The 23,449-nt window shown below is 38.1% G+C and carries 27 protein-coding genes and 1 tRNA gene; 14 read left to right on the plus strand and 14 right to left on the minus strand.

Annotated features, from left to right (window positions below; translation table 11 throughout):
• Positions 1-8: 8 nt before the first annotated feature.
• From L1I30_RS02685 to L1I30_RS14300, 5 genes are all read left to right on the plus strand, one after another.
• A tRNA-Ala gene (locus L1I30_RS02685) sits at positions 9-82 on the plus strand.
• Between the two features lie 107 nt (positions 83-189).
• Complete coding sequence (locus tag L1I30_RS02690) at positions 190-1,518, plus strand: MATE family efflux transporter (RefSeq protein ID WP_236132705.1); 1,329 nt, start codon at positions 190-192, stop codon at positions 1,516-1,518.
• A 63-nt stretch (positions 1,519-1,581) separates the two neighbouring features.
• The gene (locus L1I30_RS02695; RefSeq protein ID WP_236132706.1) at positions 1,582-2,349 is read left to right on the plus strand and encodes an enoyl-CoA hydratase/isomerase family protein; all 768 of its coding nucleotides are present in this window, start codon (positions 1,582-1,584) and stop codon (positions 2,347-2,349) included.
• Between the two features lie 38 nt (positions 2,350-2,387).
• On the plus strand, positions 2,388-2,552 hold the full coding sequence (locus tag L1I30_RS02700; protein ID WP_236132707.1) for a hypothetical protein: 165 nt from the start codon (positions 2,388-2,390) through the stop codon (positions 2,550-2,552).
• 2 nt (positions 2,553-2,554) lie between these two features.
• Positions 2,555-2,686 carry a hypothetical protein gene (locus tag L1I30_RS14300; protein WP_262911013.1) on the plus strand — a complete coding sequence of 44 codons (132 nt, stop codon included), beginning with the start codon at positions 2,555-2,557 and terminating at the stop codon, positions 2,684-2,686.
• On the opposite strand, the gene L1I30_RS02705 is transcribed toward L1I30_RS14300, so the two are convergent.
• Positions 2,687-3,337: a 2OG-Fe(II) oxygenase gene (locus tag L1I30_RS02705; RefSeq protein ID WP_236132708.1), complete on the minus strand. Its 651-nt coding sequence runs from the start codon at positions 3,335-3,337 to the stop codon at positions 2,687-2,689. It lies immediately after the preceding gene.
• Positions 3,338-3,440: 103 nt separating this feature from the next.
• Here L1I30_RS02705 and L1I30_RS02710 point away from each other — a divergent pair, with 103 nt between their 5' ends.
• Positions 3,441-3,893 carry a 6-pyruvoyl trahydropterin synthase family protein gene (locus tag L1I30_RS02710; protein WP_236132709.1) on the plus strand — a complete coding sequence of 151 codons (453 nt, stop codon included), beginning with the start codon at positions 3,441-3,443 and terminating at the stop codon, positions 3,891-3,893.
• 148 nt (positions 3,894-4,041) lie between these two features.
• Positions 4,042-4,800: a UDP-2,3-diacylglucosamine diphosphatase gene (locus L1I30_RS02715; protein ID WP_236132710.1), complete on the plus strand. Its 759-nt coding sequence runs from the start codon at positions 4,042-4,044 to the stop codon at positions 4,798-4,800.
• On the opposite strand, the gene L1I30_RS02720 is transcribed toward L1I30_RS02715, so the two are convergent.
• The 4 genes from L1I30_RS02720 to L1I30_RS02735 form a co-directional block, all read right to left on the minus strand.
• The gene (locus tag L1I30_RS02720) at positions 4,797-5,153 is read right to left on the minus strand and encodes a hypothetical protein (protein WP_236132711.1); all 357 of its coding nucleotides are present in this window, start codon (positions 5,151-5,153) and stop codon (positions 4,797-4,799) included. The two genes, L1I30_RS02715 and L1I30_RS02720, sit on opposite strands and share 4 nt — an antisense overlap.
• Positions 5,154-5,240: 87 nt before the next feature.
• Positions 5,241-6,935, minus strand: a complete 1,695-nt coding sequence (recJ, locus tag L1I30_RS02725) for a single-stranded-DNA-specific exonuclease RecJ (RefSeq protein WP_236132712.1) — start codon at positions 6,933-6,935, stop codon at positions 5,241-5,243.
• A 185-nt stretch (positions 6,936-7,120) separates the two neighbouring features.
• Positions 7,121-7,792 (minus strand): 16S rRNA (cytidine(1402)-2'-O)-methyltransferase, encoded by a 672-nt coding sequence (rsmI, locus tag L1I30_RS02730; protein WP_236132713.1) that lies wholly within the window; start codon positions 7,790-7,792, stop codon positions 7,121-7,123.
• Positions 7,793-7,814: 22 nt separating this feature from the next.
• Entirely contained in the window at positions 7,815-8,648 is an 834-nt protein-coding gene (locus tag L1I30_RS02735; protein WP_236132714.1) for a DUF8457 domain-containing protein, read from the minus strand.
• Between the two features lie 205 nt (positions 8,649-8,853).
• On the opposite strand from L1I30_RS02735, the gene L1I30_RS02740 reads away from it, so the two are divergent.
• The 7 genes from L1I30_RS02740 (at position 8,854) to L1I30_RS02770 (ending at position 15,881) form a co-directional block, all read left to right on the plus strand.
• Positions 8,854-9,492 (plus strand): thymidine kinase, encoded by a 639-nt coding sequence (locus L1I30_RS02740; protein WP_236132715.1) that lies wholly within the window; start codon positions 8,854-8,856, stop codon positions 9,490-9,492.
• Complete coding sequence (gene alr, locus L1I30_RS02745) at positions 9,492-10,601, plus strand: alanine racemase (protein WP_236132716.1); 1,110 nt, start codon at positions 9,492-9,494, stop codon at positions 10,599-10,601. The genes L1I30_RS02740 and alr overlap by 1 nt, the downstream gene beginning before the upstream one ends.
• Before the next feature lie 74 nt (positions 10,602-10,675).
• Entirely contained in the window at positions 10,676-11,101 is a 426-nt protein-coding gene (mscL, locus tag L1I30_RS02750; protein ID WP_236132717.1) for a large-conductance mechanosensitive channel protein MscL, read from the plus strand.
• A 12-nt stretch (positions 11,102-11,113) separates the two neighbouring features.
• Entirely contained in the window at positions 11,114-11,365 is a 252-nt protein-coding gene (locus L1I30_RS02755; RefSeq protein WP_236132718.1) for a hypothetical protein, read from the plus strand.
• Between the two features lie 232 nt (positions 11,366-11,597).
• Complete coding sequence (locus L1I30_RS02760) at positions 11,598-12,587, plus strand: aspartate-semialdehyde dehydrogenase (protein ID WP_236132719.1); 990 nt, start codon at positions 11,598-11,600, stop codon at positions 12,585-12,587.
• 86 nt (positions 12,588-12,673) lie between these two features.
• A complete protein-coding gene (locus L1I30_RS02765) occupies positions 12,674-14,836 on the plus strand; it encodes a prolyl oligopeptidase family serine peptidase (RefSeq protein WP_236132720.1) in 2,163 nt (720 codons plus the stop codon).
• 70 nt (positions 14,837-14,906) lie between these two features.
• Positions 14,907-15,881, plus strand: coding sequence for an ABC transporter ATP-binding protein (locus L1I30_RS02770; RefSeq protein ID WP_236132721.1), 975 nt, complete (start codon positions 14,907-14,909; stop codon positions 15,879-15,881).
• A 2-nt stretch (positions 15,882-15,883) separates the two neighbouring features.
• On the opposite strand, the gene L1I30_RS02775 is transcribed toward L1I30_RS02770, so the two are convergent.
• The 9 genes from L1I30_RS02775 to pdxA all read right to left on the minus strand — a co-directional run bounded on the left by L1I30_RS02775 (position 15,884) and on the right by pdxA (position 23,396).
• Complete coding sequence (locus tag L1I30_RS02775) at positions 15,884-16,333, minus strand: transcription elongation factor (protein WP_236132722.1); 450 nt, start codon at positions 16,331-16,333, stop codon at positions 15,884-15,886.
• A gap of 12 nt (positions 16,334-16,345) precedes the next feature.
• Entirely contained in the window at positions 16,346-17,014 is a 669-nt protein-coding gene (gene mtgA / locus L1I30_RS02780) for a monofunctional biosynthetic peptidoglycan transglycosylase (RefSeq protein ID WP_236132723.1), read from the minus strand.
• A 71-nt stretch (positions 17,015-17,085) separates the two neighbouring features.
• Positions 17,086-18,198 carry an NAD(P)/FAD-dependent oxidoreductase gene (locus L1I30_RS02785; RefSeq protein WP_236132724.1) on the minus strand — a complete coding sequence of 371 codons (1,113 nt, stop codon included), beginning with the start codon at positions 18,196-18,198 and terminating at the stop codon, positions 17,086-17,088.
• Between the two features lie 208 nt (positions 18,199-18,406).
• The gene (gene accC / locus L1I30_RS02790; protein ID WP_236132725.1) at positions 18,407-19,759 is read right to left on the minus strand and encodes an acetyl-CoA carboxylase biotin carboxylase subunit; all 1,353 of its coding nucleotides are present in this window, start codon (positions 19,757-19,759) and stop codon (positions 18,407-18,409) included.
• A 54-nt stretch (positions 19,760-19,813) separates the two neighbouring features.
• Positions 19,814-20,308 carry an acetyl-CoA carboxylase biotin carboxyl carrier protein gene (gene accB, locus L1I30_RS02795; RefSeq protein WP_236132726.1) on the minus strand — a complete coding sequence of 165 codons (495 nt, stop codon included), beginning with the start codon at positions 20,306-20,308 and terminating at the stop codon, positions 19,814-19,816.
• Positions 20,309-20,328: 20 nt separating this feature from the next.
• Positions 20,329-21,324 (minus strand): beta-ketoacyl-ACP synthase III, encoded by a 996-nt coding sequence (locus L1I30_RS02800; protein WP_236132727.1) that lies wholly within the window; start codon positions 21,322-21,324, stop codon positions 20,329-20,331.
• 171 nt (positions 21,325-21,495) lie between these two features.
• Positions 21,496-21,693 (minus strand): 50S ribosomal protein L32, encoded by a 198-nt coding sequence (rpmF, locus tag L1I30_RS02805; RefSeq protein WP_139066239.1) that lies wholly within the window; start codon positions 21,691-21,693, stop codon positions 21,496-21,498.
• Between the two features lie 9 nt (positions 21,694-21,702).
• On the minus strand, positions 21,703-22,254 hold the full coding sequence (locus L1I30_RS02810; protein ID WP_236132728.1) for a YceD family protein: 552 nt from the start codon (positions 22,252-22,254) through the stop codon (positions 21,703-21,705).
• Positions 22,255-22,349: 95 nt separating this feature from the next.
• Positions 22,350-23,396 carry a 4-hydroxythreonine-4-phosphate dehydrogenase PdxA gene (gene pdxA / locus L1I30_RS02815; protein WP_236132729.1) on the minus strand — a complete coding sequence of 349 codons (1,047 nt, stop codon included), beginning with the start codon at positions 23,394-23,396 and terminating at the stop codon, positions 22,350-22,352.
• Between the last annotated feature and the right edge of the window lie 53 nt (positions 23,397-23,449).

A 23,449-nucleotide genomic window follows, 5' to 3' on the forward strand; every position in this document is an offset into this window, starting at 1 on the left:
CCAATCCCGGGGGATTAGCTCAGCTGGCTAGAGCGTTTGGCTGGCAGCCAAAAGGTCATCGGTTCGACTCCGATATTCTCCACAAAACCATCCTTTTTAGGGTGGTTTTTTTATTTTAAAAAGATCTCATTCGGCAGAAATATTGCCAATAAGGTCAAATTACTATCTTTAGACTTCCAAATTCTTTAGGTGCAAACTTCCATCAGTTTTAAAAACATCAATCGTCTAGCCATCCCCGCAATTATTGCAGGAATTGCAGAACCGCTTATTTCATTAACCGATATCGCAGTAATAGGAAATGTGGATAAAAATCCTATTGAATCACTGGCGGCAGCTGGCATTGTAGGTTCTTTTCTATCTGCAATTATCTGGATAGTTGCTCAAACCAAAACAGCTATTTCGGCAATAGTTTCAAGACATTTAGGAGCTAATCACCTTCATGCCGTAAAAACCCTTATCCCACAGGCTATCTTTTTTAATTTAGCTTTTAGCCTGGTAATATATGCCACCACAGCTTTTTTTGCGCATAGTATTTTTAGTGCTTATAATGCAGAAGGTTTAATCCTACAGTATTCTGAAGATTATTATCAAATACGCGCCTTAGGATTCCCTCTCACTTTGGTAACTTTTGCAATTTTTGGGGTATTTAGAGGTTTACAAAACACCTTATGGGCCATGAAATGCAGCCTAACAGGTGCTCTGGTTAATGTAGGTCTGGATTATTTATTGGTATATGGTGTAGAGGGCTATATCCCCGCCATGCATTTAAAGGGGGCTGCTTACGCCAGCTTAGCAGCACAGGCAGTAATGCTTATTATGGCTCTTTGGTTTTTCTTTAAAAAAACACCATTCAACTTAAAATTGAGTTTCAATATCAACCCTCGATTAAAGGGGCTCTTATTAATGGCTGCAAATCTATTTGTGCGCACTGCAGCATTAAATTTTGCCATCTATCTGGCAAATGCCTATGCCACAGGATATGGTAAAAATCATATTGCAGCACAAAGTATCCTTATGAATATATGGTTGTTCTTTTCATTTTTCATTGATGGTTATGCAAATGCCGGAAATGCAATTGGCGGGAAATTATTAGGTGCGAAAGATTATAAAAGTTTGTGGCAGTTAAGTAAAAAGATCAGTAAATATTCTGTTATCATTGCGCTTATTTTAATGGCTGTGTGCACCTTATTTTACAATCAAATTGGCTTGCTTTTTAACAAAGAACAAAGTGTGCTAGTGTTATTCTATTCTGTTTTCTGGATAGTGCTATTAATGCAGCCTATCAATGCCATCGCTTTTATGTTCGATGGGATATTTAAAGGTTTAGGCGAAGCAAAATATCTTAGAAACTTATTATTGGGGGCGACTTTTCTGGGCTTTGTTCCTACCCTGCTCCTTACCGATTACTTCGGTTTAAAACTACATGCTATCTGGATAGCTTTCTTTGTCTGGATGATTATTCGAAGTAGTGCTTTAGTAATCCAGTTCCGACGGAAATATCTTCATAAAGATTTGTGAAGAAGGTCTCTTAAATTGGTAAATCTGCGACAGTTCTTTTACATTTGGATAAATTCAGCAATCATGAGCACCACCAGAGAGAACGGTAGTTTATATACTCACACCGAAAATAAAATAGCCACTATAGAATTCGGACATCCCGCAAGCAATTCCTTTCCTTCAGAATTACTGGACCGACTTCAGAAAGAATTTCAGAAATTATCAGAAGATGACAATGTAAATGTAATCGTATTAAAGTCGGAAGGTGAAAAAGCGTTTTGCGCTGGCGCCTCGTTCGATGAACTTGTAGCAATTGATTCTCTGGAAGAGGGAAAAAAATTCTTTTCCGGGTTTGCGAATGTGATCAATGCCATGAGAAATTGTAAGAAATTAATCGTGGGTAGAATTCAGGGAAAAACTGTGGGCGGCGGAGTAGGTTTAGCTGCTGCATGCGATTATGCCATGGCTACAGAAGCTGCTTCCATTAAATTATCCGAATTAAGCATAGGAATTGGTCCTTTTGTTATTGCTCCTTCTGTAGAACGTAAAATTGGTGGAGCAGCGCTAGCCAATCTAAGTCTGGCTGCTCACGAATGGCAAAATGCCTATTGGGCAAAAGAAAAGGGCTTATATGCTAAAGTATTCGAAACTATTAAAGAACTTGATAAAGAAGTGGAGATCTTAACCGAAAAATTAGCCTCCTATAATCCTCAAGCCCTGATAGAGATGAAAAAAATCTTTTGGGAGGGCACCGATAACTGGACAGAACTATTACAGGAAAGAGCCGCTATTTCGGGCGAATTGGTATTATCAACCTTTACAAAGAATGCCTTGGCTAAATTCAAGAAGTAGAAGAATTAGGCTTTTAAACGTTATATAAAATATAAATTATGCCATTACAAATTGGAATTCCAAAAGACCAGCAACCTAGACCTGAACAGGAATGGGGATTTACTATCTGGGAGTTTATAATAGAGAATAAATGGTATTTAGCGGGTATATTATTGCTCCTCGCCATTTTCTTCTATGCCAGAAATTATATGAAAAACCACTGATTATGATTCAAAACGATGTTCCCGTAAGCGAGGAAACCTATACTATATTCAGTTTTTTAAGCGGCATGGGATTCTGGCTTCTTGTTGCCATTGCACTAATAGTGATAGTTCTTTATAAAAAATTCAAGAAATAATTAGCGGGTTTTCAACCAGCCGGTAATACTGAGTCGAGTTGTTTTAACAGGTTTCACCTCATGTTCCAGTAACTGACTTTCAAAAATAACGACTCTCCCGGGAAATGGATAAATGGTCTTTGCCACCTCTACTCCATGCTCTTCTTTATAGATCACCAGTTCCCCGCCATTTTCAGGCTTCCAGTCTTCATCATTTAAATAACATACCAAGGATAGCTTCCTTCTGTCATCATTCTGAAACGTGTCCAGATGTCTTTTGTAAAAAGTACCTTCAGGATATAGGGCATAGTGGAATTCCTTTTGAAGGATTCCTAAAAAACAGGTTTTATTCAAATATTCCACAAAAGAATTGATCTTAGAAAAAAATCGTTTTTCAGCCTCAAAAGCATTGGCTTCATTTATCCATAGAATAAAATCTCCGCGTACCGCCTTTTCAATGGTCTCATTCAGCTTATTTCCAATAGCTGCCTTTTTAAAACAATCTTCTTCATATTGCTCTAACAAATTTTCGCGAAGCTGCGCCACTTCTTCCAGGTCAAAGAAATTCTCTACAATACAATACTGATTTTCAAGGAGATCAGAAATGATCTTCTCGTATAGCGGATTTTCCCTAAACTCCAGTTGCTCAAACAATTCCACAGCTTCATTCATAATTTAAATTTTAAAAAGCCTGCAAATATACATTAGGAAGCCTTTGGTTGTATCTTAAATTTAGGCGATAAAAAACTATTATCTTTGCTGCAAATATGAAGTTATGAGTAAAATTAGGATCACCAAGCAATTCTCCTTTGAAACTGGCCATGCGCTTTATGGATATGATGGGAAATGCAAGAACGTACACGGACATAGTTACAAGCTTAGTGTAACAGTTATTGGAACTCCTATTACCGATACCACCAATGTAAAATACGGGATGGTTATCGATTTTGGCGATCTTAAACGCATTGTAAAGTCGGAAATCGTAGATAAGTTCGATCACGCCACCGTTTTCAATAAGAACACACCTCATGTAGAACTTGCTGCCGAGCTTCAGCAAAGAGATCATAACGTGATCTTGGTAAATTACCAACCAACCAGTGAGAACATGGTGATAGATTTTTCTGAAAAGATAAAAAAGAACTTGCCACCACACATCCAGTTACATTCCTTAAAACTTCAGGAAACAGATACTTCTTTTGCCGAGTGGTATGCCTGTGACAACCAGTAGGGCGCAACCCACCCGAAAAGACCGGGCGGGTCGGGCTGTTCGCTATATCCCCGATAAAAATCGGGGGATGCCGCTGCCATCCCTTGCGCAAGATTTCCTTTTATAAAAAGCCTCAATTTTAAGTATCTTTAAACGAATTCAATTAGTAATGAACATTCCTCAGGGCAAAAAAATATATTTTTCAAGCGATAATCACTTGGGAGCTCCCACTCAGGAAGCAAGCAAATTGCGTGAAAAAAAGTTTGTGCAATGGCTGGATGAAGTAAAACAAGATGCTGCTGCTATATTTTTATTGGGAGATCTTTTCGATTTTTGGTTCGAGTACAAACATGTAGTGCCAAAAGGGTTTGTTAGAACTTTAGGGAAATTAGCCGAGATTAGAGACAGTGGAATTCCCATCTATTTCTTTGTAGGTAACCACGACCTTTGGATGAACGACTATTTTGAAAAAGAATTAAATATTCCCGTCTTCCACGAACCAAAGGAATTTGAATTTAATGGAAAAAAATTATTGGTGGGTCATGGCGATGGTCTGGGGCCGGGCGATATTGGTTATAAGCGAATGAAAAAGGTTTTTACCAACCCTCTTTCAAAATGGTTATATGGCTGGTTACACCCCGATATTGGTGTGCCATTGGCGCAGTATTTTTCGGTAAAGAATAAAGCTATTTCCGGCGAGGAAGATGTAAAGTTTCTGGGGGAAGAGAAAGAATGGCTCATACAATATTGTAGACGCCGACTTGAAACACAACATTTCGATTATTTTGTTTTCGGCCATAGACACTTACCTCTGGAAATAGACCTGAATGGAAGCGCTACCTATGTTAATTTAGGAGACTGGATAAATTATTATACCTATGGGGAATTTTACGGAGAGAAGCTGCAGCTTAAAGAATATAAGATCTAGTTTTTACTGATATCTTTCAAGTAGCTGTCTAATTCTAAATGAAACAGCGTTCCTTCTATAAGATCGGCTATTTCACCTAACTCCGTTTCACTTACCACAAAGTCCATTTTCTGTAAGGGAGATTTCAACAAGATACTTCTACATTCTCCTGGGTTTTTGCATTTAGAACAGGCTTTTTTAGGTTTTGCTGCGCTAATATTCCGAGAGAAATCCTTTACCTCATCTTCTAATAAATAGAATCCCATATCCCGAAAAACAAGTTGGATCCTACCCATATTTTTTCTTTGAACACTCTCTTTCCATCTAAAAGCTATTCCAAAATTATTGTGGTAAATTACCTGTACATCATCCATCTTTGAATCGGTTTCTTCAAAGATAAAATTATTATTTAAAACGAATCTAAATAATAAGATTTTTTAGATCTTAAATAAAAATAATCCTTATAGGCTGATATCCTTAAGTCTTAACTGTAAAGACACATTTCCCTGCCATTCATTTTCATCTATCGCATATACCGCTTTTACCCTTTGGGAGTTGGCAAGTAGCTCACATTTCTGTCCCAGATTAAAGCCAATTGCATTTATGGCAAAATCTGAATTCCCTTGTTGTAATCGGCATTTTAAATGATCGGCTTCTGCTCCAACACATTTTGCGTAGCCGGTATCTTTCAAATTTTGGGTAAGAAAGGAAGGAGACATATTTCCGGGGCCATGTGGGGCAAATTGCTTTAAAATCCTGTGAAACTTGGGTGTGATATCTTCCAATTCTATCTCGGCATCTATCAATATCTCGGGGGTTAAAAGGTTTTTATCAATACTACCTGAGACCACCTCTTCAAACTTGCGTTTAAAATCTTCATATTGAGTTTCCGCCAGCGTGAGTCCGGCAGCATATTTATGTCCGCCAAATTGCTCGATATGTTCTTTGCAGGCCTCCAAAGCATCATATACATCAAAGCCTTTTACCGATCTTGCCGAAGCTGCCAACTTCTCTCCGCTTTTGGTAAACACCAAGGTGGGTCTATAGTAAGTTTCAGTTAATCGGGAAGCCACGATGCCTATAACCCCTTTATGCCAATCTTCCTGATATACAACGGTAGTAAAACGTTCTTGCTCCTTTAGGATTTCTATTTGAGAAAGTGCCTCCACTGTAATAGCCTTATCAGCATTCCTCCTATCAGAATTGAAAATCTCAATTTCAGAAGCGAAGAGTTTGGCGGTCTCTTCATTATCTTCCACTAAAAGATTTACCGCATGTAACCCATGCTTCATTCTCCCTGCAGCATTTATCCTTGGAGCTATTATAAACACCACATCGGTAATGGTAAGTATCTCTTTCTTTACCTGCTCCAGAATAGCCTTGAAACCTGTTCGTGGAGCCGTGTTAATAACATGCAGCCCGTGATATGCTAAAATTCTATTCTCCCCGGTTATAGGCACAATATCTGCACCAATTGCTGTAGCCACAAGATCTAAGTAAGGCAGTAAAATATCTATAGGGTCTCCATTCTTTTGAACCCAAGCCTGTAATAATTTAAAACCTACCCCGCAACCGCACAGTTCTTTATAAGGATACTCACAGTCTTCTCTTTTAGGATCCAACACCGCAACAGCATTGGGTATTTCTGCTCCTGGGCGGTGATGATCACAAATAATGAAATCTACATTTTTGCTTGAGGCATACGCCACTTTTTCAATAGCCTTTATTCCACAATCTAAAGCAATGATGAGGCTGATATCGTTATCGGCTGCAAAATCGATCCCTTTATAAGAAACTCCATAACCTTCATCATACCTGTCCGGGATATAAGTGGCAACATTAGGGTAGAAACTCTTCAAGAAAGAAGACATTAAAGCTACGCTCGTGGTACCATCTACATCATAATCGCCATAAACCATAATATTCTCCTCGCGCTCCACAGCTAAGGCTATTCTGTTCACTGCAGCTTCCATATCCTTCATAAGAAATGGATCGTGCAAGTCGTCTAATGAGGGACGAAAGAACTTTTTTGCTTCCTCAAAGGTCTCTATTCCTCGCTGTACCAAAAGTGATGCAATTGGGGTTTCAACTCCCAGATCAGAAGCTAATTTAGCCACGGTAAGGGAATCGGGTTTAGGTTTAAGCGTCCACCGCATAGTTCTGTAAAGTTTAAATGAAGATGACTGTAATTCCGGAAAAAACAGATCTCAAATTTAATATAATTAAACCTTCCTCCTATTTTAATTAGCCACTTTTTAGCAGCTGAATTCACGAAAAATGAAAAGAGGAAATTCGAACCATCGTCCAACTTCCTCTTATTATTTTATTAGGCTGAAAATGCTTATTTTTTACCGCTCACTACTACTACAATCTCCCCTCTGGGAGGATTTTTAGTGTAGTACTCTAAGACTTCTGCTACGGTTCCTCGTATGGTTTCTTCATGCATTTTAGTGATTTCTCGGGAGACAGAAATTTGCCTGTCTGCTCCAAAATATTCAATAAACTGACCTAAGGATTTTAAAAGCTTATGGGGGGATTCATAAAAAATGATTGTTCGGGTTTCTTCCGCCAACAACTTCAGGCGGGTTTGTCTTCCCTTTTTCACAGGAAGGAAGCCTTCAAAAACAAATTTATCGTTTGGAAACCCGCTGTTCACTAAAGCGGGAACAAAGGCCGTGGCGCCAGGCAGACAATCTACATCAACGCCTGCTTCTACGCAGGCTCGTGTAAGTAAAAATCCGGGGTCGCTGATTGCAGGAGTCCCTGCATCGCTTATAAGGGCGAAGGTTTCCCCATTCTGAATACGTCTTACAATGTTTTCCACCGTTTTATGCTCGTTGTGCATATGATGGCTTAACATGGGAGTGGTGATCTCAAAATGCTTTAAAAGCTTCCCGCTATTTCGAGTGTCTTCCGCTAATATAAAATCTACTTCCTTCAAAACCCGAATTGCTCGTAAAGTGATATCTTCTAAATTACCTATAGGAGTAGGAACCAAATATAATTTTGCCATTAATTATCTTTTATGCAATATTTTAGCGATCGAACTTATTTTCTACCAGCTCCATAAAACGCTGCTCATATTCCTCTTTTCCCATCCAGTTCTTGTAATCAGGTTTCACCACTAAGTGAATAAACTTATTGGCTTCTTCTAAGGAATGGAAAGTGTTTAACTGAGAAACAACTCTATTGTAATCCCCCGTATTACCGTCGAAAAGATGTTTAATAAAAGCCAGTCTATCATTCAAACCTATATTGATTCCTTTTTTTAATCGGTCGTTTAAAGATTTTGGCTTCTCCTTTTCCTGCTTTTTAAGTGGTTCAAAATTGGGTAAATTATCATAATCCACCCCAATATCTCTAAAATCGTTCTTTTTATAATCAGATGGATTTTCAGGAAACTTCATCTCTCCATTTCTAGAGAAGATGGTATCTACCATAGCATCTACCTTCTCTGTTTCAGGTGGCATTTGGGCAACTATATCCTTTATTTTCTCTGTATTAGGTTCGGTGATCTCTGTTTCATTGTATTCGGTGCCATCGGGAAGATATTCATCTTTTTCTTCCACTACTGGCTGGGAAGCTTGTTTAGCCTGTTCATCCATATCTACTTCTTCCTGTTTAGGAGCTTCGGCTACAATCGGTACCGGCACTTCTTTTTGCTTCTCCTCCACTCTTTCAACTTTATTCTCCACTTTAGAAGCAGGTGTGGAAAATGCTGCTAAATTTTCTTCAGTAAAAGCTAATACAGTAAGTTTCTCATAAAGTTCTCTTGCTTGTTCCTTAAGACTGCTCAATGAATTTCCTTCGGTATCTAAAAGTATTTTATTTGCCAGTTTTTTTAATTCTGCATTCAATTTATTTTTCATCTCGGGTGGTATTTAGGTTTAAGAGATAGGCTACCGGTATCATTGCAAAAATTTTACCATTCCCGGAGAGCCGGACTTTATAATTCTTTACACTTGGTTCACAAATTTAAAGAACCTGCACTCATAGCGGGTTGTATTTTTAATAAATTTGTGTCAACTTTATGCGGAATAGGGATATTTCCTTTTCTGCATTGAAAATTACAAAATGTTTCTCGAAAATACAGTAAATCACAAAGAGCAATTTGGTTGGATTGAAGTAATATGTGGATCGATGTTCTCCGGAAAAACCGAAGAACTTATCCGCCGACTCAAGCGCGCTAAATTTGCAAAACAAAAGGTGGAGATCTTTAAACCCGCCATAGATAAACGCTACCATGAAGAGATGGTAGTGTCGCACGATTCCAATGAAATTAGATCGACTCCCGTACCTTCTGCCTCAAATATTCGCTTATTAGCAGATGGTTGTGATGTAGTAGGAATAGATGAAGCCCAGTTTTTTGATGATGAGATCGTTACGGTTTGTAACGATCTTGCAAATAGAGGAATTCGAGTTATCGTGGCCGGATTGGATATGGATTTTAAAGGAAATCCCTTTGGACCGATGCCTAATTTAATGGCTACAGCCGAGTATGTTACTAAGGTACATGCAGTTTGCACTAGAACAGGTAACCTAGCACAATTCAGCTACAGAAAAGCTGTAAATGACGATCTGGTTTTTTTAGGAGAAACCGAAGAATACGAACCTCTTAGCAGGGCTGCATATTATAAAGCCATGCTTAAAGAACGTGTGAAATATTACCCTGTAAATGATGCTGAAACTGTTGATCCTAAACTAAACGATTAATGCCCATAGCCCACGAAACCCTTCTAGAAATTAATTTAGAAGCCTTAGCCCATAACTATCATTATTTAAGGTCTAAATTAGATACGGACATAAAAATGATGGGGGTTGTAAAAGCTTATGCCTATGGCGGAGAAGCTGTTACCATTTCAAAAAAATTAAGTGAGCTGGGAATAGATGCTTTTGCTGTTGCCTACACTTCGGAAGGTATTGCCTTGAGAGAAGCCGGGATAGAGAAACCTATTCTGGTACTGCATCCGCAATCCGTCAATTTTGAAAGCATTGTAGAGAACTGCCTAGAGCCGAGTATTTATAGTGTTTTTGTTTTAAAGGAATTTATAAAAACTGCCGAAAAATTGGGTTTGAAAGACTACCCTTTCCATCTAAAACTGAACACAGGGCTAAACCGATTGGGCTTTATAGAACCGGAATTAGAAACAATATTTGAAGTCCTTAAAAATACGGAGGCCGTGAAACTAAAAGGAGTTTTCTCTCACCTTGCAGCAAGTGAAGATTGGAAAGAACGTCAATTCACTCTTCAGCAAATTGGAAAATTCAGGAAGATGTCCTTTCAGATCATTGAAAACCTAGGCTATAAACCTTTACTACATTTAAGTAATACCGCTGGAATATTTAATTATCCGGAGGCTGCATTTGATATGGTTAGAAGCGGAATAGGGCTTTACGGTTTTGCAAACGACCAAAAAAATGATCCCTTCTTAAAACCCATTGCAACCTTAAAGACCATTATTTCACAAATCCATGAATTATCTGAAGGCGAATCGGTAGGGTATAACCGTGCTTTTACCGCCACAGGCAATATGCGAATGGCCACTCTGCCTATAGGCCATGCCGATGGTATTAACCGAAAATATGGCAATCAGAGAGCCGGGGTATATATTGATGGCCAATACGCACCTATAATTGGTAATGTGTGCATGGATATGATCATGATAGATATTACAGGAATTGATTGTAACGAAGGTGATGAAGTTATAATTTTCGGAGGGCCGCAACCAGCCACAAAATTTGCTGAAAAAGGAAATACAATCTCTTATGAACTAATTACCGGAATCTCGCAACGTGTTAAAAGAGTGGTGATTGAAAAGTAATTTTTTAATAATTTTATGATTTCATTAACATTTTTATGTAAATTCGCCAGTACTAACTAATTAATTTAATTATTATGGGATTCTTTAAAGACTTCAAATCATTTTTAATGAAGGGTGATATCGTCGCTCTTGCTACTGCGGTAGTAATTGGCGCAGCCTTTAACAAAATTGTTTCTTCTGTGGTTGCAGATATTATTATGCCTATTATTGGTGTTTTAACAGGAGGCACCGATTTTTCTCAAAAATTCATTTCCCTGGATGGGCAGTCATACCCAACCCTAGAAGCAGCACAAGAAGCGGAAGCTGCAATTATTACTTATGGAAATGTAATTCAGGCAATCATCTATTTTATAATTGTAGGACTTTTCATCTTCATATTACTTCGTTCTTATGAAAAAACTAAGAAAAAAGAGGAGGAAGCTCCGGCCGCACCAGCAGGTCCTACTCAGGAAGAATTATTGATGGAAATTAGAGATGAGCTTAAAAAGCAAAATCCTTAAAACATATTGTATATGAAGAATATTTACAGTTTTTACGTTGCTATCTTATTGCCATTAGGGCTTCTAGTTTCCCTATTGCGACTTGAACTAATTTCATCTACCTATTTTGTTATATTACTGCTTTCCTATTCTTTTTTATATAGGCCATTTATTGATGGAAGCAGACTGGTAGAAAAGAATATAATTTCAAAAAAAGATCGTTGGAAACTAATTAACCCGGCCTGTAGAAGTCAACATTTTAAAGAGCTGTATATTTTAAAATAAACGTTAGCGCACCGCTACATTTACATATTTCAATCCTAAACCCCGTCTTAAAGACGGGGTTCTTTTTTTACAAAAATTACAATTGTGTTCAATTTCAAATATCAAGGTTAAAATAATTTCTTCAACCGCTTGATTTTATTGTTTCTATAATACATTTGTAACTCAAGGATTTTAAGTAGATTAAACTTTAATTAGACAAACCCTCTCAAATAAGAGTGAAATAAGTGTTTTTATGAAAATAGCAGTAGTAGGCGCTACAGGTATGGTAGGCCAAGTAATTTTAAAAGTATTAGAAGAAAGAAATTTTCCCGTTACAGAATTGTATCCTGTAGCTTCTCAAAAATCTGTTGGTAATACCATCTCATTTAAAGATAAATCATATAAAGTAATAGCACTTCAGGATGCAGTAAATTTGAAGCCTGATCTTGCTTTATTCTCTGCAGGAGGAGACACTTCCTTAGAATGGGCTCCTAAATTTGCAGAAGTTGGTACTACCGTGGTAGATAATTCTTCAGCATGGAGAATGGATGCCACTAAAAAACTGGTGATCCCTGAAATTAATGCGGCAGAACTTACACAAACCGATAAGATTATTGCCAATCCTAACTGCTCCACCATCCAAATGCTTATGGCGCTTAAACCTTTGCATGATGCCTACGGAATTAAACGAGTGGTGGTCTCTACATACCAATCTATCACCGGAACCGGTGTAAAAGCGGTGGCTCAGCTGGAAAATGAATATAAGGCTGAAAAAGGAGAAATGGCTTATCCTTATCCAATTCACCGAAATGCCATTCCGCACTGCGACGTTTTTATGGACAACGGCTACACCAAGGAAGAGATGAAATTGGTTAATGAAACTAAGAAAATACTAGGAGATGAAACTATAAATGTTTCGGCTACCGCTATTCGAATTCCTGTGGTTGGCGGGCATAGCGAATCTGTGAATATCGAATTTAATAAGGATTTCGAGGAAAGTGATGTTCGCAAATTGCTAAGTGAGTTTCCGGGAGTGACCGTACAGGATAATCCTGATGTAAACAGCTATCCTATGCCAATTTATGCAGAAGGAAAAGACGATGTATTTGTTGGTAGAATAAGAAGAGATTACTCTCAGCCAAACACCTTAAATATGTGGATAGTGGCAGATAATCTTCGAAAAGGAGCTGCTACCAACGCTGTTCAAATTGCTGAATATCTGGTAGAGAATAAATTGGTATAAGTTCATTTCACAGGGAAGTACCTGAATAAATGTAACTTACAAGTAATTTCTGATACTAATATGTATCACTAAAGCCATATACATTTATGAAAAAAATATTAATAGGAAGCTTTATAGCCGCAAGTATGCTTTCCTGCGGACAAGATTCCAAAAAAGAAAAAGAAGAATTGGCATTCGAATATCCTGAAACCAAAAAAGTAGATACGGTTACCGATTATTTTGGAACCCAAGTGAAAGACCCTTATCGTTGGCTGGAAGATGATAGAAGTGAAGAGACTGAAAATTGGGTGAAATCTCAAAATGAGGTCACTTTCGACTATCTGAAAAAGATTCCTTACAGAAAAGAGCTTAACGACCGACTTACAAAACTTTGGAACTATGAGAAATTAGGTGCGCCATATACTGAAGGAGATTATATCTATTTCTATAAGAATGACGGACTTCAGGACCAATATGTAGTATATCGTAAAAAGGGTGAAGACGCAGAAGCAGAAGTTTTTCTTGACCCTAATAAATTTAGTAAAGATGGAACCACCTCTTTAAGTGGCTTAAGTTTTTCTGAAGATGGTAAACTAGCGGCTTACAGTATTTCTGAAGGTGGAAGCGATTGGAGAAAAGTGATCGTTCTTAATGCTGAAACCAAAGAGGTGATTGAAGATACCATTGTCGACGTAAAGTTCAGTGGGATTTCATGGAAAGAGAATGATGGTTTCTATTATTCAAGTTATGAAAAACCCAAAGGAAGTGAACTTTCAGCAAAAACAGATCAACACCGACTTTTTTACCATAAACTGGGAACAAAACAAAGTGAAGATAAGCTGATCTTTGGGGGAACTGAAGCCCAAAAACACCGTTATGTGGGTGGTGGCGTCACTGAAGACAATCATTACCTATTCATTTCCGCAAGAAATTCAACCTCAGGAGGAAAGCTGTTCATGATGGATCTTACTAAACCCAATCCTAAACTGGTGACCATTCTTGATCATGAAGACACCGATTCTTATGTAATTGAAAATGATGGCAGCAAGCTCTATATAGTTACCAATATGGATGCGCCAAATAAAAAGATTGTTACTGTAGATGCGTCTAATCCAACGCCGGAAAATTGGAAAGATTTTATTCCTGAAACAGAACATGTATTAAGCCCTTCCACTGCAGGAGGATCATTTTTTACTGAATATATGGTAGATGCGGTTTCAAAAGTGAAACAATACGACTATAATGGGAAACTGATTCGTGAAGTAGAATTACCTGGAGTTGGATCTGTAGGTGGTTTTGGCGCAAAGAAAGAAGAAAAAGTGCTTTATTATTCTTTTACAAATTATGTAACGCCGGGTAGCATCTATAAATATGATATCGCCAAAGGAACTTCAGAATTATACAACAAGCCTGCTATCGACTTTAATCCGGAAGATTACGAGAGCAAGCAGGTATTCTATACTTCTAAAGATGGAACAAAGGTACCAATGATTATTACCCACAAAAAAGGTTTAAAATTGAATGGTAAGAATCCAACTATCCTTTACGGGTATGGAGGTTTCAATATTTCTTTAACTCCGTCCTTCAGTATAGCGAATGCTGTCTGGATGGAGCAAGGTGGTGTATATGCCGTTCCAAATTTGCGTGGTGGTGGAGAATACGGAAAAGAATGGCATGATGCAGGAATAAAAATGAAGAAGCAGAATGTCTTTGACGATTTTATTGCTGCAGCTGAATTTTTGATCAAAGACAAATATACTTCCAGCGATTACCTTGCAATTCGAGGGGGATCTAACGGCGGACTTTTAGTAGGAGCAACCATGACCCAGCGTCCTGAATTAATGAAAGTCGCTCTACCCGCAGTAGGAGTTATGGATATGCTTAGATATCACACTTTTACCGCAGGAGCAGGATGGGCTTACGATTATGGAACTTCTGAAGACAGCAAGGAAATGTTCGATTATCTATATGGCTATTCACCCGTTCAAAATGTAAAAGAAGACGTAAAATATCCAGCAACCTTAGTTACCACTGGAGATCATGACGATAGAGTGGTGCCTGCTCATTCTTTTAAATTCACTGCAGAACTTCAGGAAAAACAAGCCGGTACGAATCCGGTTATGATCAGAATTGAGACAAAAGCGGGACATGGCGCGGGTAAACCTACTGCTATGATCATCGAAGAATACGCTGATATCTTTGCGTTTACCTTATATAATATGGGCTATGATGTATTACCAGAAAAAGTAAGCGAAAAAGTAAAAGGTTAAAAATTATTTCAATACTTTATAGAGCCTCTAAGCTATATGTTTAGAGGCTTTATAATTTCAAAATAGCTGCATGTTACAAGTAAAAAATATAGATTTTTCATACCACACCTCACCGGTACTGCAAAACATTTCCTTTCAGGTTAACAAAGGTGAACACGTCTCGCTTATTGGAGCAAGTGGCTGTGGAAAAAGCACTTTATTACAACTTATTTACGGTCTGCATCATACCGATGGGCGAATTTATTGGAATGACATTGAATTACTGGGGCCGAATTTCAATTTGGTACCGGGAGAAGATTTTATTAAATACTTGGCTCAGGATTTCGACCTAATGCCGCCTTTAAGTGTGGCAGATAATGTGGGAAAATACCTAAGCAATATGTATCCAAAGAAAAAGAAACAGCGCATTCAGGAATTATTGGAAGTAGTAGAAATGCACGATCTTGCTGGTGTTAAGGCAAAGAATTTAAGCGGCGGACAGCAGCAAAGGGTTGCGCTGGCTCGTGCTCTGGCTAAACAACCGGAGTTGCTTCTTTTGGATGAACCTTTCAGTCATATCGATCATTTTCGAAAGAATAATTTAAGAAGACGGGTATATAAATATTTGAAAGAACAGAATATTACCTGCATTACAGCTACCCACGACAGTACCGATGCGCTTTCTTTTGCCGACAAGAGTATTATTATGAAAAATGGCAAAATTCATGCTCAGGGCAAGCCAAAAGATATTTATACTATGCCACCAAACAAATACGTTGCATCCTTGTTTGGGGACATTAACGAGATCACCATTAATAAGCTGATAGAAGGTGAAAAAAGCAAAAAACGCGTATTGCTCTATCCGCATGAAATAAATGCGGTAGAAAACTCCGAAATAAGCGTGAAAGTGTTGCAGTCTTTCTTTACAGGGAAAGAGTTTCTGATAAAAGCTGATTTGAAAGGAACAGAAATATTATTTGAACATAAAACCGATTTAAAAAAGACTGAAACCGTATTTGTGGAGATCCCAAAACAACTGATACTTTCTCGATTAAAGAAAAAGTAACTCTAATTAACTTCTTTAATAATGAAAGTCTTCCCGTTAAAACTGAAGTTATCTGCCTCAGCTTTTCCAAGCAAGATCTGGGCAATAGGAGAATTAGCACCTATAGCGTAATATTTTCCATCTTCACACGTAAGTTCCCCAGCAGGGATGGATATAAAATAATTTGCACCCGTAGTCTTTACTACACTTCCCAGCTGAATAGTAGTAGAATTAGAACTATTTTCCACTCTATGTAAGGTCTCCTTCAGCTTTCTAAAATTCTGAAGTTGAGCAGAAAGTTTATTGAACTCTAAATTGATCATCTCCCTCCCGGTTTCATACTTATCCCCGGCACTGCTTTTCGTATCATTTTCTAGAGCCAGTTGCAAATCGTTAACAGCAACAGTGATCCTCTCAATTCTGGAATCAACGTATTCTTTACAAGAATCTAATAGCAGGAATCTGGTGTTCAAGAGATGAAATTTTTATTTAAAACTAAAGGTACCTATATTCTGCATCTGTCGAACGATCCATGATTTTCTGCCCTGAATATAACTACTGGCAGGATTTGCGCGATATACTCGCGGATTGGGTAAAATAGCGGCAATTGCTGCCGACTCATAGGCCGATAGTTTTGAAGCCGGCTTTCTAAACCAGGCCTGAGATGCTGCCTCGGCTCCGTAAATACCTTTCCCCATCTCAATACTGTTCAAATACACCTCGAGAATACGCTCCTTGCCCCAGATAACTTCTATTAAAAACGTAAAATATACTTCTAAACCTTTTCTAAGCCAGGTACGTTGAGGCCACAAAAAGACATTTTTGGCCGTTTGCTGTGAGATAGTACTAGCCCCTCGCACTCGTTTTCCCTTCTTATTATTTTCTATAGCTTTTTCAATAGCTTTCATATCAAAGCCCGAATGCTCTAAAAAATTCTGATCCTCACTCGCTATCACTGCCATTTGTAAATGCTTTGAAATCTCTTCCATAGGCACCCAATCATGGTGAATGGGCTCCTCTGGATTTTCAAAATAGCGAATCGCCATTAAAGGTGTGAATGGCACGGGCACCCATTTAAAGACCACCACCAAGAAGATAGATAGGGCAAAAAACCACAATATCAATTTCATAAAAAACCGTAATATTCTTCTCATGGTTTTATTTTTAAAAGCTTGCAATAGTATAATTAATATCTGAAGTTTTAAGCTGCGGGGTGATAGATTTTTTAAATAAGATCTGCCAGCTCTTTTCCTACTAAGCTTCCTATGGCAACCCCCATTCCCCCCAGTCTAACTCCACAATACACATTTTCTGAAAGCTGCTTGAGAATAGGTTTCTTTTGTGCACCAACTCCCATTACACCACTCCACCTGTGTGCAATTTCGAAATCCTGGTCTGGGAGGATGGTATTTTTAAGCAATTCTTCCAGTTTATTTTGAATAACTGCTGTTTGCTCCATGACAGTGGTTTCTTCAGTCTTAAAATCCAGGTTACGCCCGCCACCAAATAAAACACGATTGTCGATATTTCGGAAATAATAATAACCTTTATCAAGATGAAAAGTACCTTTTATTGGAAGATCTTTAATAGGCGTAGTTATTAATACTTGTGCTCTCGCAGGTTTTACTTCTGATATTCCCAGTTTTGCAGCAAAGCCGTTGGTGGCAATCAGTAATTTTTTTGTGGTGAACTGAAATTGCTCTGTCTTTACTTCCACCTCTCCATTTTTCTCTGTGAATTCCTCTACATTAATAGTGTTTAAAATCTTGACCCCGGCCCGCTGTACCTTATAAAGCAATGCCTCCATCATTTTCCCGGTATTTATCTGCCCTTCATATTTGTTGTACAACAAGTTTTGATTTATATTCTTAAAACCAAACGTATTAGCCACTTCACTAAAAGCCTTCTCCTTAAAAATAGGAAATAATAGCTTATTTACCTCTTGCATTTTAGACAGACAATTTGAGAATAATACCTCATCTTGCGGTAAAAAAACTTCGTAACCTCCCCAATGTTTATAATCTATGTCATCATCTCCTAAATTCTGTCGCAGAAGTTGTAGGCCGTCAAGCTTTTTCTGAATAAGTTCTACTACTTCTGACGGGGTATGAGAATTAAGATCGTCTACAATTTCTGATAGGCTTCCAAAACAGGCGAAACCGGCATTTTTAGTACTTGCTCCGTTAGGTAAGAAGCCTCTTTCCAGAACAAGGATCTTGGCTTTAGGAAAACGGGATTTAAGATGTAAAGCGGTGTTTAAACCCACTATACCACTTCCTACAATGGTAAAGTCTATATTTGACAACCAGGTTTGATATTCCCAATAAGAAAGGTTCATGTATTTTTTTTAGATATTGAAAATTACATAAACTTTTTGAGAAGATGATTGCTATCATTTCTAACCCAGATTTGCGTTAGGGTTAGCAGCGGTTAGCTTTTTGGGGATTTTCTCCCAAAAACTAAAAGCGCATAGCCCGACCTCGCTATTTTTATAGCATGGTAACGCCCAAAAAAAGCAAACCCCCGATCGCTCGAGGGTTTTAGTTTTATTCTTCTACAATGGGATTCATTTCCCAACTTTCCATGAATTTAGTGGTGTAATTACCATCTATATAATCTGGATGATCCATTAGCTGCCTGTGGAAAGGAATAGTAGTTTTCACACCTTCTATTACAAACTCGTCTAAGGCACGTCTCATTTTGCTAATTGCTTCTTCTCTGGTTTGAGCAGTAGTAATTAGTTTGGCGATCATAGAATCGTAATTTGGAGGAATAGAATATCCGCTATAAACGTGAGTATCTATTCTAACTCCGTGTCCACCGGGAGCATGCAAGTTGGTGATCTTCCCTGGGGATGGTCTAAATCCGTTATAAGGATCTTCTGCATTAATTCTACATTCAATAGAGTGCAGTTTTGGGAAATAATTCTTCCCTGAAAGCGGAATTCCAGCCGCAACTAAAATTTGCTCTCGAATTAGATCGTAATCTATAACTTGCTCTGTAATTGGATGTTCTACCTGGATACGAGTATTCATTTCCATGAAGTAGAAATTACGATGTTTATCTACCAAAAATTCTACAGTCCCTGCTCCTTCATATTTTATGAATTCTGCCGCTTTTACAGCCGCATCTCCCATTTCTTTACGAAGCTTGTCGGTCATGAACGGAGAAGGAGTTTCTTCGGTAAGTTTTTGATGTCTTCTTTGAATAGAGCAATCTCTTTCTGAAAGATGACAGGCTTTCCCGGTACTATCTCCAACTACCTGGATCTCGATATGGCGAGGCTCTAAAATAAGCTTCTCCATATACATTCCATCGTTTCCAAAAGCTGCTGCTGCTTCCTGACGGGCAGAATCCCATGCTGCTTGCAACTGGTCTTCTTTCATTACAGCACGCATCCCTTTACCTCCACCACCGGCGGTAGCTTTAAGCATAACGGGGAATCCCATGTCTTTAGCCACCTGAAGACATTCTTTATAATCTTTTAATATCCCCTCTGATCCCGGAATACACGGCACTCCTGCAGCTATCATAGTAGCTCTGGCAGAGGCTTTATCTCCCATTTTATCGATCATGCTCGGGCTTGCCCCAATGAATTTGATATTGTGTTCCTGACAAATTTTTGAAAATTTAGAATTTTCTGCAAGGAATCCATATCCAGGGTGAATAGCATCAGCATTCGTTATTTCAGCTGCTGCTATAATATTTGAGATCTTTAAATATGATAAATTACTAGGGGCTGGACCAATACATACAGCTTCATCAGCAAACCTTACATGAAGGCTTTCGGCATCGGCAGTAGAATAAACCGCAACGGTTTTAATTCCCATTTCTCGACACGTTCTTATAACGCGCAAAGCGATTTCCCCTCTATTGGCAATTAATATTTTTTTAAACATACCTTTATATTTTTTACTGAAACAGTAAAATTAATTTCTAGAAGAAATGTTCAGTTAAGATGGATCTACCAAAAATAATGGCTGATCGAATTCTACCGGAGAAGAATCGTCTACCAATACTTTAACTATCTTTCCGGATACTTCACTTTCTATTTCATTGAACAACTTCATCGCTTCAATGATACAAAGTACATCTCCTTCTTTAATAGTATCTCCAACCTCAACAAATACAGGTTTATCTGGAGATGGTTTACGGTATAATGTTCCAATGATAGGCGATTTAACCGTAATATATTTCGAATTGTCTTCGGCAGGTGCTGCGCTTTCATTAGCTGGAGCCTCTGCTGCAGGTGTTGGAGCTTGTTGTGGGACGGCAGGTAATTGCTGTTGCATCTGACCTCCCATAGGGATGTGCTGTACATACGTAGTCTCCTTATCTTCAGATCCTGTCTTAATAGTAATCTTTATGTCGTCCATTTCAAGTTTAACCTCACTGGCACCAGACTTAGCTACAAACTTGATTAAATTCTGAATTTCTTTTAAATCCATAATATTAGGGTGTTAGTTTATTAAGAATTATAAGCCCATTTAAGATAGATAGATCCCCAAGTGAATCCTCCTCCAAAAGTGGCGAAAATAATATTATCTCCTTTTTTAAGTTGTTTTTCGTAATCGCTTAGCAATAGGGGAAGTGTAGCAGAAGTGGTATTTCCATAGCGATGGATATTCATGAGTACCTTTTCTTCTTCCAGATTCATTCTATTAGCTGTTGCGCTAACGATTCTTTTATTTGCCTGATGAGCTACAAGCCAATTGACATCGTTGTTGGTAAGATCGTTTTTCTTCATTATCTGTTCACTTACATCGGCCATGTTGGAAACAGCGAATTTAAAAACGGTCTTCCCGTCTTGCTGTACATAATGACGTTTGTTAGTAACAGTTTCTTCAGAAGGCGGCATAAGCGAACCACCGGCTTCAATCTTTAAAGAATGTCTTCCAATTCCATCACTTCTTAAAAGTTCATTTTGGAAGCCAAGCCCTTCATTATTAGGTTCAAATAGTACTGCACCGGCACCATCTCCAAAGATGATACAGGTAGTTCTATCAGAATAGTCTATAATAGAAGACATCTTATCGGCTCCTATTAACAACACTTTTTTGTATCTACCAGATTCAATATAAGCGCTGGCGGTAGACATTCCATAAAGAAAACCGGAACATGCGGCCTGCAAATCGTAACCAAACGCGTTTACAGCACCTATTTCTGTTGCTACATAAACAGCTGTTGCAGCCACAGGCATATCGGGTGTTACTGTTGCCAGTAGCACAAGGTCTATTTCTTCCGGGTTGATATTGGCTTTAGTAATAAGGTCTTGTGCGGCTTTAATAGCCATATAGGAAGTTCCCTTTTCAGGGTCCTTTAGGATTCGGCGCTCGTTAATTCCTGTTCGTGAAAGTATCCACTCATCATTGGTATCAACCATTTTCTCCAACATCTTGTTGGTTAAAACGTCCTCAGGGACGTAGGCGCCTACAGCGGTAATAGCTGCGTTGATTTTATTCATAAAAATCGAATTTTATATTCCAAATAAAGCCCGGTAAAAGCAATTTGAAATAAGAAAAGTACTAAAATTTCTTCGAACGGGGGCGCAAATTAAGGCCTTTTTAGGACTTAATCAACTAAAACAAAAAACTCTCACCAGGTGAGAGTTTGTATAACAGCAAAGCTCTGTATATTAAGCTTCTACTTCTTCAGTGTTGTCAATTAACACTTGACCACGGTAATATAATTTACCTTCATGCCAATGTGCTCTATGGTACAAATGCGCTTCTCCTGTAGTAGGATCTTTGGCAATTTGTGGAACAGAAGCCTTGTAATGCGTTCTTCTCTTATCTCTTCTGGTTTTAGAGGTCTTTCTCTTAGGATGTGCCATTGCTACGTATTATTTATCGTTTAATAAGTTTTTTAATTTATTCCACCGAGGGTCGATATTCTCCTCGTTTTCATTATCATCAATATCTTCTTCTGCCTGTTTAGGGCTTAACTCTTCTAATTTTTCGAGCATTTCAGACTCGAGTGTTCCATCTTCAACACCAGGATGAACCCTTTTGGAAGGAACCGACAATACGATCAACTCATACAGATATTGTGAAATATCTACCTGATACTCTCCATGAGGCAGTATCAACAATTCTTCATTATCGTCGTTGAATTCTTCACCAAACTTTATAACCAAAATCAACTCTCCTTCAATTGGAAGGTCGAAAGGCTCATCGGTAAGGTCGCAATTTACGTTTACTACTCCTGAAACTTCAAAAGTAAGCTCCATAAAAGTAGATTTTTTATCTAATGTCACTTTAGCCAGAAGCTTAGCGTCATTAAATTCATCGTATTCAAAATGCTCAAAGAACTCTTTCCCTATTTGGTATTCAAACTCGTGCTTTCCGGTTTTTAATCCCACGAAAGGGATTGTAAACTCTGCAAATTTCCTCATAACATCATCGATTTCGAGCACTTGCCCTTCGGGAAAGGCAGGTGCAAAGATATAAAATATAATGAATTACAGGTTCTTTATAAACAAATTTTTGTTTATATCTTTTTTCCTTGTTTTTTCAGGGGATTGCTGGTGAGTTTGGTAAACTCTGCCCTAGTATTATAAATTTCAATCGCTTTAAAAACAGCTTCTTTAAACGAATTTATACTTGCGCAATTCTTTCCTGCTATTTCAAATGCAGTACCATGATCGGGCGAAGTTCGTACTTTGTTTAATCCAGCAGTATAATTTACACCATGTCCAAAGGATAGGGTTTTAAACGGGATAAGCCCCTGATCGTGATAAGACGCAATAATTGCATCAAAATTCTGGTAACTCTTGGTCCCAAAAAAACTGTCGGCAGCATAGGGCCCATATACCAGATCTCCTTTTTCCCTGATCTTTTGAAGTGTTGGTTTCAAAATCGTTTCATCTTCCTGACCAATTAATCCGCTATCCCCACTGTGTGGATTGATACCCAACACTGCAATTTTAGGTTTTGCTATTCTGAAATCCTGTTGCAGTGTTTTTTTTATGATGGATATTTTCTTTTCTATCAATTCCGGAGTAATTACCTGAGTAATGTCTTTTAGCGGCACATGATCGGTAAGTAAACCAACTCTCAAGGTATCGGTAATCATAAGCATTAGACTATCTCCTTTTAATTCTTTTGCCAAATAATCTGTATGCCCAGGGAATTTAAAAGAATCTGACTGAATAGTTTGCTTATTTATAGGTGCCGTTACCAATACATCTATAGCATTGGTTTTTAGAGCAGCAGTTGCAGCTTCCAAAGACCTAAACGCATATTTTCCAATTTTCGGGTCTTCTTCTCCAAAATTAATAAGAACATTTTCCTTCCAGACATTCACAACATTCACTTTTCCATCTATAGCTTGGGAAGCATCATCTATTCCTTGGAAATTTAAGGAAAGGTCAAAATGCTTCTTATAGAAATTCAAGGTTTTAACTGATGCAAAAATTACAGGAGTACAGAAATCCAACATCCGGGAATCTTCAAAGGTTTTAAGAACGATCTCGCCCCCAATACCATTTAGATCTCCAATGCTAATTCCTAATTTTATTTTTTCGTCAGACTTCATAAATAATCCCCGTTTTTTATTTCTATTTTTACTCCACAAATGTAAGAATAATC

The sequence above is a fragment of the Gillisia lutea genome (assembly GCF_021568705.1).
Lineage (GTDB): Bacteria > Bacteroidota > Bacteroidia > Flavobacteriales > Flavobacteriaceae > Gillisia > Gillisia lutea.

Coding starts and splice junctions, on each gene's coding strand:
- L1I30_RS02695 (WP_236132706.1), top strand. CDS start 1,582: ATGAGCACCACCAGAGAGAACGGTAGTTTATATACTCACACCGAAAAT.
- L1I30_RS02700 (WP_236132707.1), top strand. CDS start 2,388: ATGCCATTACAAATTGGAATTCCAAAAGACCAGCAACCTAGACCTGAA.
- L1I30_RS14300 (WP_262911013.1), top strand. CDS start 2,555: ATGATTCAAAACGATGTTCCCGTAAGCGAGGAAACCTATACTATATTC.
- L1I30_RS02705 (WP_236132708.1), bottom strand. CDS start 3,337: ATGAATGAAGCTGTGGAATTGTTTGAGCAACTGGAGTTTAGGGAAAAT.
- L1I30_RS02710 (WP_236132709.1), top strand. CDS start 3,441: ATGAGTAAAATTAGGATCACCAAGCAATTCTCCTTTGAAACTGGCCAT.
- L1I30_RS02715 (WP_236132710.1), top strand. CDS start 4,042: ATGAACATTCCTCAGGGCAAAAAAATATATTTTTCAAGCGATAATCAC.
- L1I30_RS02720 (WP_236132711.1), bottom strand. CDS start 5,153: ATGGATGATGTACAGGTAATTTACCACAATAATTTTGGAATAGCTTTT.
- recJ (WP_236132712.1), bottom strand. CDS start 6,935: ATGCGGTGGACGCTTAAACCTAAACCCGATTCCCTTACCGTGGCTAAA.
- rsmI (WP_236132713.1), bottom strand. CDS start 7,792: ATGGCAAAATTATATTTGGTTCCTACTCCTATAGGTAATTTAGAAGAT.
- L1I30_RS02735 (WP_236132714.1), bottom strand. CDS start 8,648: ATGAAAAATAAATTGAATGCAGAATTAAAAAAACTGGCAAATAAAATA.
- L1I30_RS02740 (WP_236132715.1), top strand. CDS start 8,854: ATGTTTCTCGAAAATACAGTAAATCACAAAGAGCAATTTGGTTGGATT.
- alr (WP_236132716.1), top strand. CDS start 9,492: ATGCCCATAGCCCACGAAACCCTTCTAGAAATTAATTTAGAAGCCTTA.
- mscL (WP_236132717.1), top strand. CDS start 10,676: ATGGGATTCTTTAAAGACTTCAAATCATTTTTAATGAAGGGTGATATC.
- L1I30_RS02755 (WP_236132718.1), top strand. CDS start 11,114: ATGAAGAATATTTACAGTTTTTACGTTGCTATCTTATTGCCATTAGGG.
- L1I30_RS02760 (WP_236132719.1), top strand. CDS start 11,598: ATGAAAATAGCAGTAGTAGGCGCTACAGGTATGGTAGGCCAAGTAATT.
- L1I30_RS02765 (WP_236132720.1), top strand. CDS start 12,674: ATGAAAAAAATATTAATAGGAAGCTTTATAGCCGCAAGTATGCTTTCC.
- L1I30_RS02770 (WP_236132721.1), top strand. CDS start 14,907: ATGTTACAAGTAAAAAATATAGATTTTTCATACCACACCTCACCGGTA.
- mtgA (WP_236132723.1), bottom strand. CDS start 17,014: ATGAGAAGAATATTACGGTTTTTTATGAAATTGATATTGTGGTTTTTT.
- L1I30_RS02785 (WP_236132724.1), bottom strand. CDS start 18,198: ATGAACCTTTCTTATTGGGAATATCAAACCTGGTTGTCAAATATAGAC.
- accC (WP_236132725.1), bottom strand. CDS start 19,759: ATGTTTAAAAAAATATTAATTGCCAATAGAGGGGAAATCGCTTTGCGC.
- accB (WP_236132726.1), bottom strand. CDS start 20,308: ATGGATTTAAAAGAAATTCAGAATTTAATCAAGTTTGTAGCTAAGTCT.
- L1I30_RS02800 (WP_236132727.1), bottom strand. CDS start 21,324: ATGAATAAAATCAACGCAGCTATTACCGCTGTAGGCGCCTACGTCCCT.
- rpmF (WP_139066239.1), bottom strand. CDS start 21,693: ATGGCACATCCTAAGAGAAAGACCTCTAAAACCAGAAGAGATAAGAGA.
- L1I30_RS02810 (WP_236132728.1), bottom strand. CDS start 22,254: ATGAGGAAATTTGCAGAGTTTACAATCCCTTTCGTGGGATTAAAAACC.
- pdxA (WP_236132729.1), bottom strand. CDS start 23,396: ATGAAGTCTGACGAAAAAATAAAATTAGGAATTAGCATTGGAGATCTA.